Consider the following 15407-nt stretch of genomic DNA (forward strand, 5'->3'; position numbering starts at 1 on the left):
AGAACCCACTTTTTCTATTTTAAGATAATTCACTGTCTGAGCTTCTTTTTATTCTGCCATTTGAACAACTATTTTACCAACTGCATGGTGCGTTTCACTGAGTGCATGTGCATCATAAATCCCTTGTCTAGAAAAAGGGAAAACTTCACCAATAATTGATTTAACTTTTCCAGCTGCCATCAAATCAGCAATTTTTTGTAATTGTTCTCCATTTGGTTGAAGCCAAATACTTTCAGCAGAAATATTTTTTTCGGCTGCCAATTGTTTATCTTCAATGCCCACAATTGAAACAAGACGACCTGTGTTTGGTTTTAAGACGTCAAAACTATTTTTTTGAACCTCACCACCCATTGTATCAAAGACCAAATCAACATCAGTTAATACCTCTGCAAAATTCGTTGTATGATAATCAATCACTTCATCTGCACCAATTTTTTTCAGTAAGGCATGATTTTTTGCGCTAGCGGTCGTGATGACATGTGCGCCCGCTTCTTTTGCTAGTTGAATCGCATAAGTACCGACCCCACCTGCACCAGCATGAATTAAAACAGTTTCTCCTTCTTTAAGGTGACCATGATCAAACAATGCTTGCCAAGCGGTTAAACCAGCCAACGGAACGGCAGCCGCTTCTTCAAAGCTAATTGTTTCAGAGATTTTTGCTAATAAATGATCATCCACAATCGTTACTTCTGCATAGGTACCAAAACGAGTAGTTTCAGGACGAGCAAAAACTTTATCGCCAACTTGCCAATCCGTTACTTGACTCCCCACCTCTGTAATCACACCAGCGACATCCCAACCAAGAATAATCGGAAAGGACCAATCAAACATCTGTTTTAAATATCCTTCACGCAATTTCCAATCAATCGGATTAATTGATGTCGCGTATTCTTTTACCAACACTTGATGTTCCGATAATTCTGGCAGTGTTACTTCTGCTTCTTCAAGTACCTCTTTACTTCCGTACTGATTAATCACAACAGCTTTCATAAACCAACTTCCTCTCATTTGTTTCATTTTTCACACTTTTAGTATACGCCTATTGCCTTCTTTTTATATAAGAATATGCTTTAGTTAAATTGAGAGAAAGTAGCTGTTTTTAGTCTATTATTCATAACGTAAAGATTCAATTGGATCTAATTTTGCTGCTCTTCGAGCTGGTAAAGTTCCTGCTAAAAAAGCAATAAACATAATAACTAAGATAATCGTTAGTGAAGATGGCAATGAAAATTGAATTAATTTAAATCCTGTTAAAGCCTTTAAAAAAGAATCCGTTGCCAAACGATTAACTAAATTTCCAACCCCAACAGCTCCTAAAATGCCTAATATTGAGCCAAAAAAGCCAATTAAAGCCGCCTCAACACTAAAAATTGTAAAGACTTTCCCATTGCTAAGACCCATGGCTTTCATTAAACCAATTTCTCGCGTTCTTTCTTGGACAGACATATACAGTGTGTTAATAATGCCAAAGCTTGCAGCTAACAAGGCAATTGCACCAAACATGGTTAAAACACCAGTGATTGCATTGATTATATTACGAATCATGCCAATTTCATCTTCGACAGTAGTCGCTAAATAGCCAGCTTTGTCTAAATCTTTTTTGATGTCCTTAATCTGCTCTGGCGTGCTGTCTTTTTTAACTTCAGCAATAATCATCGCGTATTGATTTTTTAAATGTTCTGGAAGATCTGCTTGATTGATTGAGACAACTTTATCAATCAATGCTTTATTCATCAACGAGAGCCCATTTTGAATGACACTGGCATTTCTAACTCCAACAATTTTTGCTTCAATAACTTGCTCTTGTCCTTTCAAGGAACTTGAGATACCTAATTGAATTGTTTCTCCCGCGGCAGCTTTACTAGATGTATAGCCGAGCGCTTTTACATATTCTGGTGACAAATTAATTTCGAAGTCCTGGCTCGTTTGCGAAACTTTACGGCCAGCCGCTAAATCAATGGTCATCTCATCTAGCGCAGAAGTAGCTGAAAATACATATTTATGCTTATCTGCTCCTTTTATATAATCGATAGCAACGGATTTCATTGGTTCCACTGATGTAACATCCGAGATTTTTTTAATCTTCTCAATATCTTTTTCAGCAAGCATACTTTGTTGTTGAATCGTACTGGTTTTTTTCTCTGGATTATATTTACTTGGTTCTGTTCCGTTACCAACATTCATCTCCATTTTTGGCTGAATAAATAGCTGATTTGCACCACCGACACTGCCGACTTGTTTGTCAATATAATCATTTACACCAATATTGACTCCTGTAGTTAAAGCTATGGTAAATGCTCCAATAAAGATTGCAATAATGGTCAATACGGTTCGACCTTTATTACGCATTAAATTGGTACTAGCTGATTTTAAAATATCTCTAAATTTCATTTACTCATCTCCTCCTACAATCAAGCCGTCTCGAACATGAACTTGCCGATCACAACGTGCTGCTAAGTCTGGATCATGTGTCACAATAATTATGGTAATTCCTTTATTTTTATTTAAATCAAATAATAATTCTTCAATTTTCTTCCCAGTGGCAGAATCTAAATTCCCTGTAGGTTCGTCCGCAAAAATAATTTGCGGATTATTAACTAAAGCACGCGCTATGCATACCCGTTGTTTTTGACCACCAGATAAATTATTCGCTTTGTTTTGAACTTTATCTTCCAAACCGACTGCTTTTAACGCATCTAAAGCCATCTTTTTCCTCTTGCTACCGGAAATACCACCAATTTTTAATGGTAAAAGAACATTATTTAAAACTGTATCCTTGGCATTCATAAAGAATTGTTGAAAAACAAAACCAAATTCTTCATTTCTCGTTTTATTCAGCACTTTCTTTCTAATACTAGTAACATTTTTACCATTTAAATAAATATCTCCTGAAGTTGGTTGATCTAACAATGCCAAAATGTGCATAAATGTTGATTTCCCAGAGCCACTTTTACCAATTATGGCCACAGATTCACCTTTTTCAACTTTTAAATCAACACCTTTTAACGCATCAAATTTTGTTTCGTTCTTTCCATAACTTTTTTTAATATTTTTTGCTTCAATTACTGCCATGTTACCCCTCCATTTTTCATTCTTTGTCGTTTACTTATTTACAAAGTTTTTTACTCTTTTCATACTCCTTTCTTCTCTTTCTATTTTGACGGAAGCCCTTTCCTTTGTCATGGTACTTCCGATGTATCTCTCAATTAAAACAATAAGAACATGTTCCAAATTCACTTCATTGAACATGTTCTTATTAATTAGTTATGCATTTACGCGTTTAATTTCACGATGTTTATTCAATAAATAGGCCAAACCAAGATTAATACCAACAAAGCAACTGATTGTCAGAAGAAGTGGTAGGACAGTAAAACCAGTGGATTGATAACCAACCATTGTTTGCAAGATGTGGAGCATTCTCAGGCGCATTGGTGCTCCCCCTAATTGTGCAATCGTGCCCAATAAAATAGGAATCATTAATAACAGCAATAAAACAATGAGTTTTTTTACGCCATCTATCCGATCATTAAAGACACCTGCTAACAAGCCAAGTGAGCCGCTAAGCATTAGTAAGATAAAAAAGAGCAACCACGACATGAAAAAGTTTCCTTGCGCATAGACATCAATTAATTTCATTGATAATTGAAAATGAGAAATGAAATTGCCGCTAAATACTTTAATCAGTACAAGTACAGCCAAGGATCCAACCAAAGATAAAATAGCATTACTTACAAAATTCACCAAAAAAATTGTCCAGCGGGAAAGCCCGTTTTGAATAAACAGTTTAAAATCTGTGTTCATCCCCAAAAATGATAGTATCCCCATAAAAACCAGACAAGGAATTACTGCATCAGAGCTGACAGTGTTCACGTCGTTAGAAAAGAGCAACCCAATAAGAGGAAAAAGAATGCCGAACAAAGCATAAAAGCCAAAATAAATTGCTAAGGAACGGACTTGATAAATAACACGATACCGCAAAGCTGTTTTAAATTTCATTTTACTTTTCCTTCTTTCTATTGGTTAATTGTACAAAATATGTTTGTAAATTTAGCGGCGCAATTTGAACCTCTGCTTTTTCAGTCGGCAAGTCGCCGTACACGTAAGCCGTAACTGCCCCACCTAAAGTGTCCATGCCTAAGATTTCCAATGACTGAGTATAGCGCTCTACTTGTTCTTTCGGCCCAGAAACAATGCGACCGTTTTTCAAAATTGTTTCAATGGATTCTGCGCGAATCAATTTTCCTTGATCAATGATGATAATATCTTCTAATAAATTCGCAATTTCTTCAATCAAATGGGTGGAAATCACAAACGTACGGGGACGTTCTTGGTATGTCTCAATTAAATAAGTATAAAATAATTCCCGATGATTGGCGTCTAAACCTAAGACTGGCTCATCTAAAAAAATATACTCACAGGGGACGGATAGCGCCACTATTAGTTTAGCAATACTCCGATAACCAGTTGATAATTTTTTGAATGTCTTTTTACTATCTAAATCAAAATCGCTTAACATTTGTTCGGCTAAAGACCAGTCAAAGGATCCATAAAAACCTTCAGTCGTTTTAAAAATATCTTTAATTTTTAACTGAGGAGGAAATAAATTATCTTCACTCATTAAGTAAATATGATTCAAAGCAGTCTCATTATCGGTCACTGTTTCTCCCGCCAATTGAACGGAACCTGAAGTGGCAAAACTTCGATTATTTATGATATTTAATAACGTACTTTTACCAGCCCCGTTTCTGCCTAAGAGCCCATAAATCGTTTCTTTTTCAAAAGTAATTGAAATATTATCTAGTGCTTTTTTTTGATGATATTTTTTACTTACTGATTCCACCCGCAAACTCATGCTTCATACCCTCTTTCAATTAGTTGTTTTAATTGTTCAGCTGTAATCCCTAATTTTTTAGCTTCTGCGACAACTTCTAAGACTTCTTTATTTAAAAATTCTTCTTTCCGTGCACTTCTTACTCTCTCTTGAGCGCCTGGTAAAACAAACATGCCAATCCCCCGTTTCTTTTCAATCAACTGTCGTTCTACTAATAAATTCATTCCTTTTAAAACGGTGGCTGGGTTGATTTGATAACTTTTTGATATTTCTGTGGTTGAGGGAATTTGTTCGCCTTCTAAGTAAGCGCCATTAAAAATTCCTTCGGCAATCTGATCGGCTACTTGCTGAAATAAAGGCTTTTCCCCCGAAAAATTAAATTCCATTTTTACACCTCGCTTAAATGGTTAACTAATTATGCAACTAACTATATATCCTAGAAATTCTTTTGTCAATAAAAAAAACCATTGTTTCCAAAGAAATTTTTCTTTGAAAACAATGGCTATACTTTTGAGTTTATTGAATGGTTTCGTTCTTATAAGGTTCCATTGTATAACAATTCATCGGTTGTTTCGTTGACAATTTTTAAGCGATTTTGTTTTTTGATCAAAATACTTTTATAGGTCGTTCCTGTAGCCTTTTCTTCCATCACAAGAATGCGTTTATACTCATTATCAGTGACTTTCTTAATCGTTGTTTGATTTAAGGACGGGATTTTTTCTTTTAGCGTTTTTTCTTCCGCCAGACCTTTTAAGATTTCTGATTCTGTAGTGGAACTTGTGGGTTTATTAGAATCGCTTGATACACCTTCGTTATTAGACGCACTTTCAGATGACTTGCGACTTGATTCGGTTACTTTAGGCTGTGATGATTCACTGGTATTGGTTGAATTCATTTGAGTTTGGGTTTGATTCCCACATGCACCAATTAGCAACCCAACGCCTAAGATAGAACTTGCTAAAATTGTTTTTCTAATCATTTGCATGACCTCCTACATCTATCATTACTTTAACCTTAACATTTTTCAGCTAAGAGAACAATTTTTCAGATTAGAAAAGACCACTAGTCGTTATTTAAATAAACGAACTAGTGGTCTTACTTATTTAGGAATGATCTTCATATGAGTGAGTGGGTAATAAACAAATTGTGCTTTCCCTAAGATTTGATCTGCATGTATTGCACCAAAAGAACGACTGTCTTTAGACATACGGCGATTATCACCAAGCACAAAATAGCTATCTTTAGGTAATTTTTCTTGCATTAACAATTCTTTTGAATCAAAATTCGTAGTGTAAGGCATCGTTTCATGATCTTTTTTTCTGTTTTTAGTTAAATACGGTTCAGCGATTGGCTGATTATTGACATATAACTGATCGTTTTCGTAACGCACAGCTTCTCCTGGTAAACCAATCACACGTTTAATCAGAATCGATCCTGTGTCTGTTTTAAAGACCACCACATCAAACCGTTTAATGGCGGAGAATTTTTCCATCACAATCATATCTCCTTGATTCAAGGTTTTTTGCATAGAATGGCCATCCACCCGAACAGGAATCAGGAAAAATCCTCTTAAAATAAAAACGGCTACGATTGCTGGTACTAAGATTTTCAGAAAGTACATTAAATACCCAACATAATCACGTTTCTTCTTCAACTTCGTGCCACCTTTTTTCTAGTTTTTTTGAATTTCTTTGACTGCTGTATCGTAGGCAGCGTCATTTTCAAGAATTAATTTACCTAAAGTGGCTTCAATTTTTGTGGCTGTTTCATTGTCGATTTCTCCAGTTACAGGCAAGCCATTTTTCTGTTGAAGATCGCTAACCGCTGCTTTTGTTTCTGCGGTGTAGTTTGCATTGTTTTCATCAACAGGATACGCTAATACAGCTAAAATAGCATTTAAGTTCTGAATATCTTCAGATTGATCTCCTTCTTTTAGCGTTTTATCGCGAGGAATCAATTTTAAATAGGCATACTCGGGGTAATCAGCTTTGATGGTTGGTTCAATTCCTTTTTCGTTGATCCATTCACCTTTTGGTGTTAACCATTTTAAAACAGTCAATTTTATTTCGGTTTGGTCATTTAAATCTTTCACCGTTTGGACTGTTCCTTTGCCAAATGTTTTCGTTCCAATTAATGGGACATTCGCAGATTCATGCAGTGCTGCAGCAAAAATTTCGGATGCACTGGCACTATTGCCATCAATGATAACTGCAACAGGTTCTTTTACTTTAAAGCCGCCGTCTAATTCTTTGGAAGCAACTTCTTTCATCGTACGTCCTTTTTTGTCTTCAAATTGAACAATTGTTTCGCCATTTTTTAAAAACATACTGGCCATTCGCTCTGCTTGATCTAGCAGTCCACCAGGATTTTGGCGTACATCAATTACAAAGGATTTAGCTCCTTTGTCACGTAAATTCGTGATTGTTTCTTTCAATTCTTGATATGTTTTTTTACCAAAGGACGTAATTTTAATCGAGCCAATTTGGGCATCTTTTTTGTCTAACTCACCAGTCACTGTTTTAACGGGAATTTTCCCACGTTTGATTGAGATATTTTTAGTTTCTCCCTCTCTTTGGATAGTCAATTCAACGGAAGTTCCTTTTTTTCCTCGGACTTTTGAGACGACTTCTGCTAGTTTCATCCCTTTTGTAGCTGTACCATCAACTTTTTCAATAATATCGCCTTCTTTGATTCCCGCTTTTTCAGCTGGGGAATCTGCTACAGGGGCCTCTGCTACAACTGGTTCGCCATCTTTCATTGTCATAGTGGCACCAATTCCTTCAAAATCACCAGATAAGCTTTCGTTTAAATCATTGGCAGCAGATTCATTTAGATAAGTTGAGTATGGGTCTCCAATGGCTTCAGACATGCCTTTTAAGGCGCCTTCAACTAATTCATTTTTATCTACTTCACCTACATAATTGGTACTAATTTCATTATATAAATCCTGCACTTTGCTTAAATCAGCATTGGTAATTGCCCCTTCTTGACTCATCTTTTTAACACGATGATCAAAATAAATATAACTACTTCCTCCAGCTAAAAATGCGACACAGAGGAGCGAAATAATATATTGATAAAAAGGAACAGTTCGTTTGTTCTTCATAGATTTCATCTCATTTCTAACAAATTCGTCACTACTTTTGTTTACTATAACATGAATGAAAAAAGAGGAAAAGCTTTGTTTGCTTTTCCTCTGGATTTATTTATTGTTTTCAAGGTACTTTTCCCATAACTCATCAAAGATGTCCATGTTGCTTAAATAGTCAGCATTCATTTCTAAATAAGAAGAAAGTTCATGATAATCCTCGGTTTGTTTTGGAAACTGAATATCTTTGGCCGCTTCATTGGCAAAATCAGTTTCAGGATCTTTAGCCGGACCTTTTAATGTCATTAAGTAATGGTAAAAGCTTCGTCTCATGTAAATTAATCACTCCATTTTTCTTCAATAAATTCACTTCTACGTTGATGGGACAATCCATAACGCAAAGCATCTTTTTTATAAAAGTCTTGATGGTATTCTTCAGCAGGATAAAATGGTGCTGCTGGTTCGATGGTGGTAACAATTGGTTCTGTAAAACGGCCGCTATTAGCTAGACGTTCTTTACTTTTCTCAGCAGTTTCTTTTTGTTCTTGAGAACGATAAAAAATAACTGGCCGATAATTATCGCCGCGGTCTTGAAACTGACCGAAAGCATCAGTAGGATCCGTTTGTTGCCAATAAATATCCACTAATTGTTCGTAAGAAATAATCGCTGGATCAAAAGTGATTTCTACTGCTTCCGTATGGCCTGTTGTGTGTGTTAGAACCTGTTCATATGTTGGATTAGGCACGTGCCCACCTGTATAACCCGAAACAACTGAGATAATCCCTGGTTGTGTATCAAAAGGCTGCACCATACACCAGAAACAGCCACCTGCAAAAATTGCTTTTTCTTCCATCTCTAACACTCCTTTTTTATTTCTCTTTTGGCAAGTATATATTCATTCGAATGTCATCGTCAACTAAATTAATCTTTTCTGCTCGAACAAATAGACCATTTTGCATTCTAAACTGATCTAAACGTAATAAAACAGTTTGATCATCTGGATTGATTTCAACCCATTTAGGTAGTTTGTAAGAACGTTTAGCAAATTTCAATACTTCTTTAATTGGCAAGCCTAACGTTCCTATAGACAAACTTTTTGCTTTTAATTGTACATTACCATTCGCCATCACGTAAGGATCAAAATATAAGTAAAAAGGAATGTCATGCCCTAACACCTGAAATGTTCCATTTAATAAAGCATCATTTTCTAAATAAAATTTATATTTGATCTCCGAACCTTTTTGAAAATCGGCTAAATAAAAGTCAATCAGTTTGTTCACTTGTTGTTTTTTTGACTGAATGGTGACGACTGGCTCGCCTTCTTTTTCAACAATTGCTGGTATTTTCTTTAAATCTGGTTCGCGAACTTGTGTTGCTCGAAATGTTACGAAAGCTACACTACCAATGACTAAACCCACTAGAACAAGAAAAGCGATTTTCCAGGGATTTCGTTTAGGATTGGTTGGTTGTGTCTTTTTAATTGATTTACTTGTTTTTGGCTTTTCTTCATTCATTTTATTCACTACCTTCTGATTTGGTTATCCATTCTTTCTCTGTCTTGACCATTTCATCCCGGACAGCTCCGGCCATAATTTGGTAGCCAAGATTATTCGGATGGAAGCGATCTTCTTCATATAACAAATTGTTTAAATCCTCTTTGCTAGCACTACTTCCTGTAGTTTCTGAGTCACCACCAGTTACGCCAACTTCATCGCCACGACCTTTATAGAGTAAATCATTGATAGGAATGAAATAGGCTCGTTTTTGCTCTTGAACCATTTCTTCGGTTGCTTGATTCCAGTTATCAACGATTTCTTGCATTTCTGTAATTTCGGAAAAGTTTAAGTAGAAGGGATTGTAAATTCCTAAGACATAAATAGGGGCCTTCTCGTTGTACTCTCGGATTTCTTCAAGTAGTCGTCTTACTCGGCGTTGATAGGCTTTTTGTGGACGATTGAACGAGCTGACTTTCAAGTCGAAAATATTACTACTAATTACTTTCATTAAGTCATTTCCGCCAACCGTTAGCGTAATCACGTCCGCAGAGGCAAGGCCTTTTTGAATTTCAGGTTTCTCTTTGATTCGTTTTAAAATTTGATCACTACGATCCCCATTTTTCCCAAAATTGTCTGTTTGAACACCGTTCAAGTTGTAGTGTTCTTTTAAATCATCCGCCACAATAGGAACAAAACCTCCACTATTCGTCAAATCGCCAATTCCTTCAGTTAAAGAATCACCGATTGCTGTATAACGAATGACTTCTTTTTGATTTTTTTGAGCAGTTGTGGCCACTTTCTCTTGCTTTAATAGTGGCTTTGCTTTGGGGATGGCCACACTTAACAATGTAAAAACACCTAGCGCAATGAGGATAGGTGTTAAGACGGTCAGCAAAATATGCTGTGTTTGTTTTTTCATCTTCGTCACTTCCTTTTAAATAAACCAACAAGAAATTTTCCTTTTCTTGTTAGAAAGAGGTTGCGTCTACTCATTTAAGAGTGAGACCCAACCTCGTTATTTCTTAGTCTGTATAGTACATAATAGCAAAGGCATTTTTTCCTGTATGTGTTGCAATGACTGGATTCGTATGTAATACGGGAATATCCATGTCTTTAAAGATTGCTTGTAATCCTTCTTTGAATCCATTTGCTAGTTCTAGCCCATCCGCATGAGAAATGCCAATTTGTCGAACATTTGGAATCTTACTTAATTCTGATTTCAATTCGTCAAACCATTTATTAAACGTTTTAACGCCTCGGCCTTTCGCTACAGGAATCAATTCCGTATTTTCAAAGTCCATGACAACTTTCATATTAAAAATGTTTGATAATAATCCTGTTGTACGGCTGATTCGTCCACCTTTAACCAAATTATCCAATGTTGAAATGCCAATGTATAATTTGGTATTTTGTTTGACGCGTTCAATTTCAGCTAAAATTTCTGGAACACCCGCTCCCGCTTGTGCCAATTTTGCTGCTTGAATGACTTGGAAAGACAAACCTTGGTCTGTAAAATCGCTATCAATCACCGTTACTTTACTTGATGATAAGTTGCTAGCTTGACGGGCCGCTTCAACCGTTCCACTTAAGCCTTTTGTCATGTGAATCGAAATTACTTCACTGCCATCTTCACCTAAGCGATCATATAATTCTACAAATTCACCAATTGGTGGTTGACTCGTTTTGGGTAAGGCCTTCGCATTAGCCATCATGTCCATAAATTTTTCGCCTGGCAAATGATCATCATCTGGATAAACAACGCCATCAACCATAATTGATAAAGGCATCATATGGATATTTAATTCATCTCTAAGACTTTTTTCCATCGTACATGAAGAATCCGTTACGATTTTAACGTTTGTCATAAATTTATCACTCTTTCTTTAAAAGGAACCTGTTTTCATGGTAGAATACCATTAAACGGTTAATTATCTAGTTATAGTATAACAGACACTGCCGAATTTTTCATCAAATTAAAATAAAGGAAGTGAATTTATTGGAAAAAACGCATTTCTCAAAAAAATACCTAATCGTGAACGAAGTCTTAAATGCAGTTACACATGGCATAGGCGCAGGTTTAAGTATTGCTGGCTTAGTCATTTTACTTGTTAAAGGAGCTCGTTTAGGCTCACCAATTCACGTGGTATCTTATGCTATTTATGGCTCCATGTTGATTCTACTTTTTTTATCTTCAACGTTATTTCATAGTTTAATTTTTACAAGAGCCAAAAAGGTCTTTCAGGTCTTCGATCATAGTTCTATTTTCTTATTGATTGCTGGCAGCTATACGCCGTTTTGCTTAATTAGTATTGGCGGTTGGTTAGGTTGGACCTTATTTAGTTTAGTCTGGTTAATCGCCATCGTCGGTATTGTCTATAAATCCCTCACGTTGCATAAACAAGAAACAGTGAAAAACATTTCAACGATTATTTATATTGTTTTAGGTTGGCTCTGTATCATCGCTGCTCGTCCGTTATATGAATCTCTTGGATTTACAGGAACAGCGTTATTGGTCGCAGGAGGCGTGTCTTACACATTAGGTGCAGCCTTCTATTCATTGAAAAATGTGCGGTTTATGCATGTAGTTTGGCATTTGTTCGTCATGCTTGCAGCGATCCTCATGTATTTTTCTGTTCTCTTTTATACGTAATCACAGCACAATAAGAACACGATGCTCAAAGCATCGTGTTCTTTTATTGCCCTAAATCTCTTTATTATAAAGGATTATTCTTCTTTTCGAATTATTTTAACATAAATTAGTAGAAAAGACTTTACAAAACGAACATACATTCGTATAATAACAATACGAACACTCGTTCGAATCAAATGAAGAGGTGATACACATGGAAGCAATTCGTCGTGTTGGATTTTTATTTTTTGTATTGGTTATAGGTATTTTTTTGGGAACATTAGGATTACGTCTTGCTTTTATGATCGTGACGCCGTTATTTATTCTTTGGTTTATGTCATGGGATGAGAAGCGTTATACACGTACACGTAAACAACAGCAAGCAAGATACGTTTATCGTAAGTTCCCTTAATAAATAATAAAACAGTGTGTTCCCCCCAAGCTACGCTCCGTTTTTATAAATATGTCAAAGAAAGAGCGAAGGATTAAATTCCTTCGCTCTTTCTAATTAAATTAGATTAATATTCCATTAAGGTAACAATATCGTAGCCATCAATTTTATCGCGGCCATGTAAATCCATTAATTCAATTAGGAACGCACAACCAACCACAATACCACCTAATTGTTCGACTAATTCGATGGTTGCTTTAATTGTACCACCAGTTGCTAACAAGTCATCACAAATCAAAACACGTTGACCTGGTGTGATGGCATCTTTGTGCAACGTTAATGTATCTGAACCATATTCTAAGTCATACGTCACTTCGATGGTTTCACGAGGAAGTTTTCCTTTTTTGCGAACCGGAGCAAAGCCAACCCCTAGTTCATAAGCCACTGGACAGCCGACAATAAAGCCACGAGCTTCCGGTCCTACAACCATATCAATTCTTTTTTCTTTCGCGTAATCCACGATTTGTTTCGTTGCTTCACGGTATGCATCCCCATTAGCCATTAATGGAGAAATGTCACGGAACACGATCCCTTTCTCAGGATAATCTGGAATGCTTGCAATGTAATCTCTTAAATCCATTTTTATTTGTCCTCCTCATTCCACAGCCATTGTTGTATTGTTTGACAATCACTGTAAAGTAGAAATTCTTCTGTTTTTATTTTTTTCAATCGTTGTTGGTACACTTGACTTTCAGTCAATGGTCGATTGTCGGGTTTCTCAATACTGTTTAAAACACCGCTTTCTATTGTAACAAATCCTAAGTCAAAAAACACCTGTATCATGAAAATTAATAATTTTTCTTGGATATTTAAGTAATTTGCCACCTTCGATAGCTGGGAACGTAGATTTACTTCTTTTTGCTGCAAAATAAATTTATACAATGTTGCAAATTGTTCACGTGAAGCCATACCGTTTAAATAAGCTTCTTCTGGTGAAATAAACATCATGTATATACGTTGTATCTCAGTCGCTTCAACAATTTCTTTAACCGTGATTGCTTCCACAGGACAGTCGACAAAAACCAGTTGTTCGATTTGATTTTGAGAAACAGCTTCCACCAATTCTTTTTGGTTTGACCAAACAATAATATTAGCGGTTGGATCTGAAATGAATTTTTGATTTTTTTCATCAAACAAAAGATAAGCTGTTGCTTCTGAAGGAATTGGTTTCGTTTGATTATTTTTGCCACGAAAATCAAATAATTGTCTTCCCGATACAGCAAAATCAGTCACCATTAATTGTGGTTTCTTACGACCATTCCATTCATTGATGGAAAGTTGGCCTGCCACATCGGCGGTTCCTTGTGCTAGTTCATCCGCTTGAGGCCCCATTTGAAAAGCAATTGCATCCAATTGTGCCCCTTCTTGATTCATTTGAAATTTCAGATGTGCATTATCTGCACCAATTTGCCGAATTTGCGTAGGCGTGATTTCCTTAAATACAAAAGTTGGCACAGTATTATCAGTCCCAAAAGGCGCCAAAATACGCAATTGATCAATAAAAGTAGTCGTTGCCTGCGAAACCGCTAAGCTCTCACTAATGAGTAACTCTTGTCCATTAGCCATATCAATTTGATTTTTTTCAATAAAGTGTGCCAAATGTTCTTGAACAAAAGAAATATTTTCAACAGGTAAAGTCATTCCCGCTGCCATATGATGCCCACCAAAATGAGTGAATTGCTCACGCACTTCGTTCAACGCCTCATAGAGATTCAAAGCGCTAATGCTACGTCCAGAGCCTTTAGCAGTCGTACCAGATTCATCTATTGCTAAAATAATGGTTGGTTTCCCCGTTTCTTGCATAATGCGGCCCGCGACAATCCCTAAGACGCCTTCATGCCAGCCTTGTTTCGCTAAAATATGAACCGGCGCATTCGGGTCGATTAAATCCAGGGCTTCTTTGGCAATCGTCGTTACAATGTCTTTTCGTTCATTGTTTTGTTGATCAATATATTTAGCGATTTCCAGCGCTTGTTCTTCATCAAATGTAGTCATCAATTCAACACCTGGTGCGGCTTCCCCTAATCGACCTAACGCGTTTAAACGAGGTCCAATGGTAAAGCCAATTGATTCTTCTGAAACAGCTTCCTTTTTCACACCCGCTTCTTGTAATAAAACGTCTAAACCAATTCGATCACCAGTTTGAATCATTTGAAGGCCCATTTTGACAAACGTTCTATTTTCATCGGTTAATGAAACCAAGTCAGCAATTGTCCCAATTGCTACCAAATCTAATAACTCAATTGGCAATTCACCAAGTAACGCAGTAGCGACTTTGAAAGCCACGCCAACACCAGCTAAATCTCCAAAAGGATAGTCTCCTTGCGGATGTCTAGGGTGGACAATCGCATAGGCTTCTGGTAATTGTTCAGGCAATTCATGATGGTCAGTAACGATTACATCTACTCCTTGTGCCATAGCGTAGTTAATTGCTTCATGTCCGGCTACACCATTATCAACGGTTACAATTAATTGGACTCCTTGTTCAATTTGTTCAGCAAATACGTCTTTATTAGGTCCATATCCATGAAGAAAACGATTCGGTAGAAAGTACTGAACCATGCCACCGACTAATTCGATTGCTTCTTTCATAACCGTGGTACTAGTGATGCCATCTGCATCATAATCCCCATAGACAAGGATTTGTTCACCCGCTTCGACGGCTTGCTGGATACGGGCTACCGCTTTCTCCATATCATGCATTAAGAACGGATCATAAATATCTTCGATAGTCGGATGTAGAAACTTACGTAATGCTTCTTCTGTCCGGATATTGCGGTGCCATAAAAGTTGGCCAATTAATGGATTAATTTCTTCTTTTTTTAATTGTTCTATAAATTCTACAGGTAATTCTGTCTTTGTCTGTAACTGCCATTGATAGTTTGATTTTTTCACGACGTCACTCCTAACC

The 15407-nt window shown here is 36.5% G+C and carries 18 protein-coding genes; 2 read left to right on the forward strand and 16 right to left on the reverse strand.

The features are described 5' to 3' along the window. Positions 1-48: 48 nt before the first annotated feature. From IGI63_RS02700 to IGI63_RS02765, 14 genes are all read right to left on the reverse strand, one after another. On the reverse strand, positions 49-1017 hold the full coding sequence (locus IGI63_RS02700; RefSeq protein ID WP_306593707.1) for an NADP-dependent oxidoreductase: 969 nt from the start codon (positions 1015-1017) through the stop codon (positions 49-51). 90 nt (positions 1018-1107) lie between these two features. After that, entirely contained in the window at positions 1108-2391 is a 1284-nt protein-coding gene (locus tag IGI63_RS02705) for an ABC transporter permease (protein ID WP_429975269.1), read from the reverse strand. After that, positions 2392-3072 carry an ABC transporter ATP-binding protein gene (locus IGI63_RS02710; protein ID WP_429975270.1) on the reverse strand — a complete coding sequence of 227 codons (681 nt, stop codon included), beginning with the start codon at positions 3070-3072 and terminating at the stop codon, positions 2392-2394. A gap of 192 nt (positions 3073-3264) precedes the next feature. Further along, positions 3265-3996, reverse strand: coding sequence for a hypothetical protein (locus IGI63_RS02715; RefSeq protein ID WP_002369334.1), 732 nt, complete (start codon positions 3994-3996; stop codon positions 3265-3267). A 1-nt stretch (position 3997) separates the two neighbouring features. Further along, positions 3998-4852: an ATP-binding cassette domain-containing protein gene (locus tag IGI63_RS02720; RefSeq protein WP_429975271.1), complete on the reverse strand. Its 855-nt coding sequence runs from the start codon at positions 4850-4852 to the stop codon at positions 3998-4000. After that, positions 4849-5217: a GntR family transcriptional regulator gene (locus IGI63_RS02725; RefSeq protein WP_002365712.1), complete on the reverse strand. Its 369-nt coding sequence runs from the start codon at positions 5215-5217 to the stop codon at positions 4849-4851. Before IGI63_RS02725 ends, IGI63_RS02720 begins: the two co-directional genes overlap by 4 nt. A gap of 149 nt (positions 5218-5366) precedes the next feature. Beyond that, entirely contained in the window at positions 5367-5816 is a 450-nt protein-coding gene (locus IGI63_RS02730; RefSeq protein ID WP_002360207.1) for a hypothetical protein, read from the reverse strand. A 114-nt stretch (positions 5817-5930) separates the two neighbouring features. Next, the gene (gene lepB, locus IGI63_RS02735) at positions 5931-6485 is read right to left on the reverse strand and encodes a signal peptidase I (RefSeq protein ID WP_002382369.1); all 555 of its coding nucleotides are present in this window, start codon (positions 6483-6485) and stop codon (positions 5931-5933) included. Between the two features lie 18 nt (positions 6486-6503). Then, positions 6504-7946, reverse strand: coding sequence for a S41 family peptidase (locus tag IGI63_RS02740; protein ID WP_050590288.1), 1443 nt, complete (start codon positions 7944-7946; stop codon positions 6504-6506). An 87-nt stretch (positions 7947-8033) separates the two neighbouring features. Further along, positions 8034-8252, reverse strand: coding sequence for a YozE family protein (locus tag IGI63_RS02745; protein WP_002357449.1), 219 nt, complete (start codon positions 8250-8252; stop codon positions 8034-8036). A 5-nt stretch (positions 8253-8257) separates the two neighbouring features. After that, a complete protein-coding gene (gene msrA, locus IGI63_RS02750) occupies positions 8258-8773 on the reverse strand; it encodes a peptide-methionine (S)-S-oxide reductase MsrA (protein WP_002365716.1) in 516 nt (171 codons plus the stop codon). Between the two features lie 16 nt (positions 8774-8789). Continuing rightward, positions 8790-9443, reverse strand: a complete 654-nt coding sequence (locus tag IGI63_RS02755; protein ID WP_002377303.1) for a YpmS family protein — start codon at positions 9441-9443, stop codon at positions 8790-8792. Then, positions 9436-10335, reverse strand: a complete 900-nt coding sequence (locus IGI63_RS02760; protein ID WP_429975272.1) for an SGNH/GDSL hydrolase family protein — start codon at positions 10333-10335, stop codon at positions 9436-9438. Before IGI63_RS02760 ends, IGI63_RS02755 begins: the two co-directional genes overlap by 8 nt. A gap of 103 nt (positions 10336-10438) precedes the next feature. Then, positions 10439-11281, reverse strand: a complete 843-nt coding sequence (locus IGI63_RS02765; protein WP_002357444.1) for a DegV family protein — start codon at positions 11279-11281, stop codon at positions 10439-10441. A gap of 131 nt (positions 11282-11412) precedes the next feature. Here IGI63_RS02765 and trhA point away from each other — a divergent pair, with 131 nt between their 5' ends. After that, complete coding sequence (trhA, locus tag IGI63_RS02770) at positions 11413-12066, forward strand: PAQR family membrane homeostasis protein TrhA (protein WP_002357443.1); 654 nt, start codon at positions 11413-11415, stop codon at positions 12064-12066. A gap of 193 nt (positions 12067-12259) precedes the next feature. Then, positions 12260-12457, forward strand: coding sequence for a hypothetical protein (locus IGI63_RS02775; RefSeq protein WP_002360203.1), 198 nt, complete (start codon positions 12260-12262; stop codon positions 12455-12457). Between the two features lie 106 nt (positions 12458-12563). On the opposite strand, the gene IGI63_RS02780 is transcribed toward IGI63_RS02775, so the two are convergent. Together IGI63_RS02780 and recJ are read right to left on the reverse strand one after the other, a co-directional pair. Next, entirely contained in the window at positions 12564-13076 is a 513-nt protein-coding gene (locus IGI63_RS02780; RefSeq protein ID WP_002357441.1) for an adenine phosphoribosyltransferase, read from the reverse strand. Positions 13077-13078: 2 nt separating this feature from the next. After that, a complete protein-coding gene (recJ, locus tag IGI63_RS02785; RefSeq protein WP_429975273.1) occupies positions 13079-15391 on the reverse strand; it encodes a single-stranded-DNA-specific exonuclease RecJ in 2313 nt (770 codons plus the stop codon). Positions 15392-15407: the final 16 nt, after the last annotated feature.

Origin of the sequence: Enterococcus sp. DIV0086, from assembly GCF_050498705.1 — a bacterium.
Taxonomy (GTDB): domain Bacteria; phylum Bacillota; class Bacilli; order Lactobacillales; family Enterococcaceae; genus Enterococcus; species Enterococcus faecalis.

Coding starts and splice junctions, on each gene's coding strand:
- IGI63_RS02705 (WP_429975269.1), bottom strand. CDS start 2,391: ATGAAATTTAGAGATATTTTAAAATCAGCTAGTACCAATTTAATGCGT.
- IGI63_RS02720 (WP_429975271.1), bottom strand. CDS start 4,852: ATGAGTTTGCGGGTGGAATCAGTAAGTAAAAAATATCATCAAAAAAAA.
- IGI63_RS02760 (WP_429975272.1), bottom strand. CDS start 10,335: ATGAAAAAACAAACACAGCATATTTTGCTGACCGTCTTAACACCTATC.
- IGI63_RS02780 (WP_002357441.1), bottom strand. CDS start 13,076: ATGGATTTAAGAGATTACATTGCAAGCATTCCAGATTATCCTGAGAAA.
- IGI63_RS02710 (WP_429975270.1), bottom strand. CDS start 3,072: ATGGCAGTAATTGAAGCAAAAAATATTAAAAAAAGTTATGGAAAGAAC.
- msrA (WP_002365716.1), bottom strand. CDS start 8,773: ATGGAAGAAAAAGCAATTTTTGCAGGTGGCTGTTTCTGGTGTATGGTG.
- IGI63_RS02715 (WP_002369334.1), bottom strand. CDS start 3,996: ATGAAATTTAAAACAGCTTTGCGGTATCGTGTTATTTATCAAGTCCGT.
- IGI63_RS02725 (WP_002365712.1), bottom strand. CDS start 5,217: ATGGAATTTAATTTTTCGGGGGAAAAGCCTTTATTTCAGCAAGTAGCC.
- IGI63_RS02775 (WP_002360203.1), top strand. CDS start 12,260: ATGGAAGCAATTCGTCGTGTTGGATTTTTATTTTTTGTATTGGTTATA.
- IGI63_RS02740 (WP_050590288.1), bottom strand. CDS start 7,946: ATGAAATCTATGAAGAACAAACGAACTGTTCCTTTTTATCAATATATT.
- IGI63_RS02730 (WP_002360207.1), bottom strand. CDS start 5,816: ATGCAAATGATTAGAAAAACAATTTTAGCAAGTTCTATCTTAGGCGTT.
- IGI63_RS02745 (WP_002357449.1), bottom strand. CDS start 8,252: ATGAGACGAAGCTTTTACCATTACTTAATGACATTAAAAGGTCCGGCT.
- IGI63_RS02765 (WP_002357444.1), bottom strand. CDS start 11,281: ATGACAAACGTTAAAATCGTAACGGATTCTTCATGTACGATGGAAAAA.
- IGI63_RS02700 (WP_306593707.1), bottom strand. CDS start 1,017: ATGAAACAAATGAGAGGAAGTTGGTTTATGAAAGCTGTTGTGATTAAT.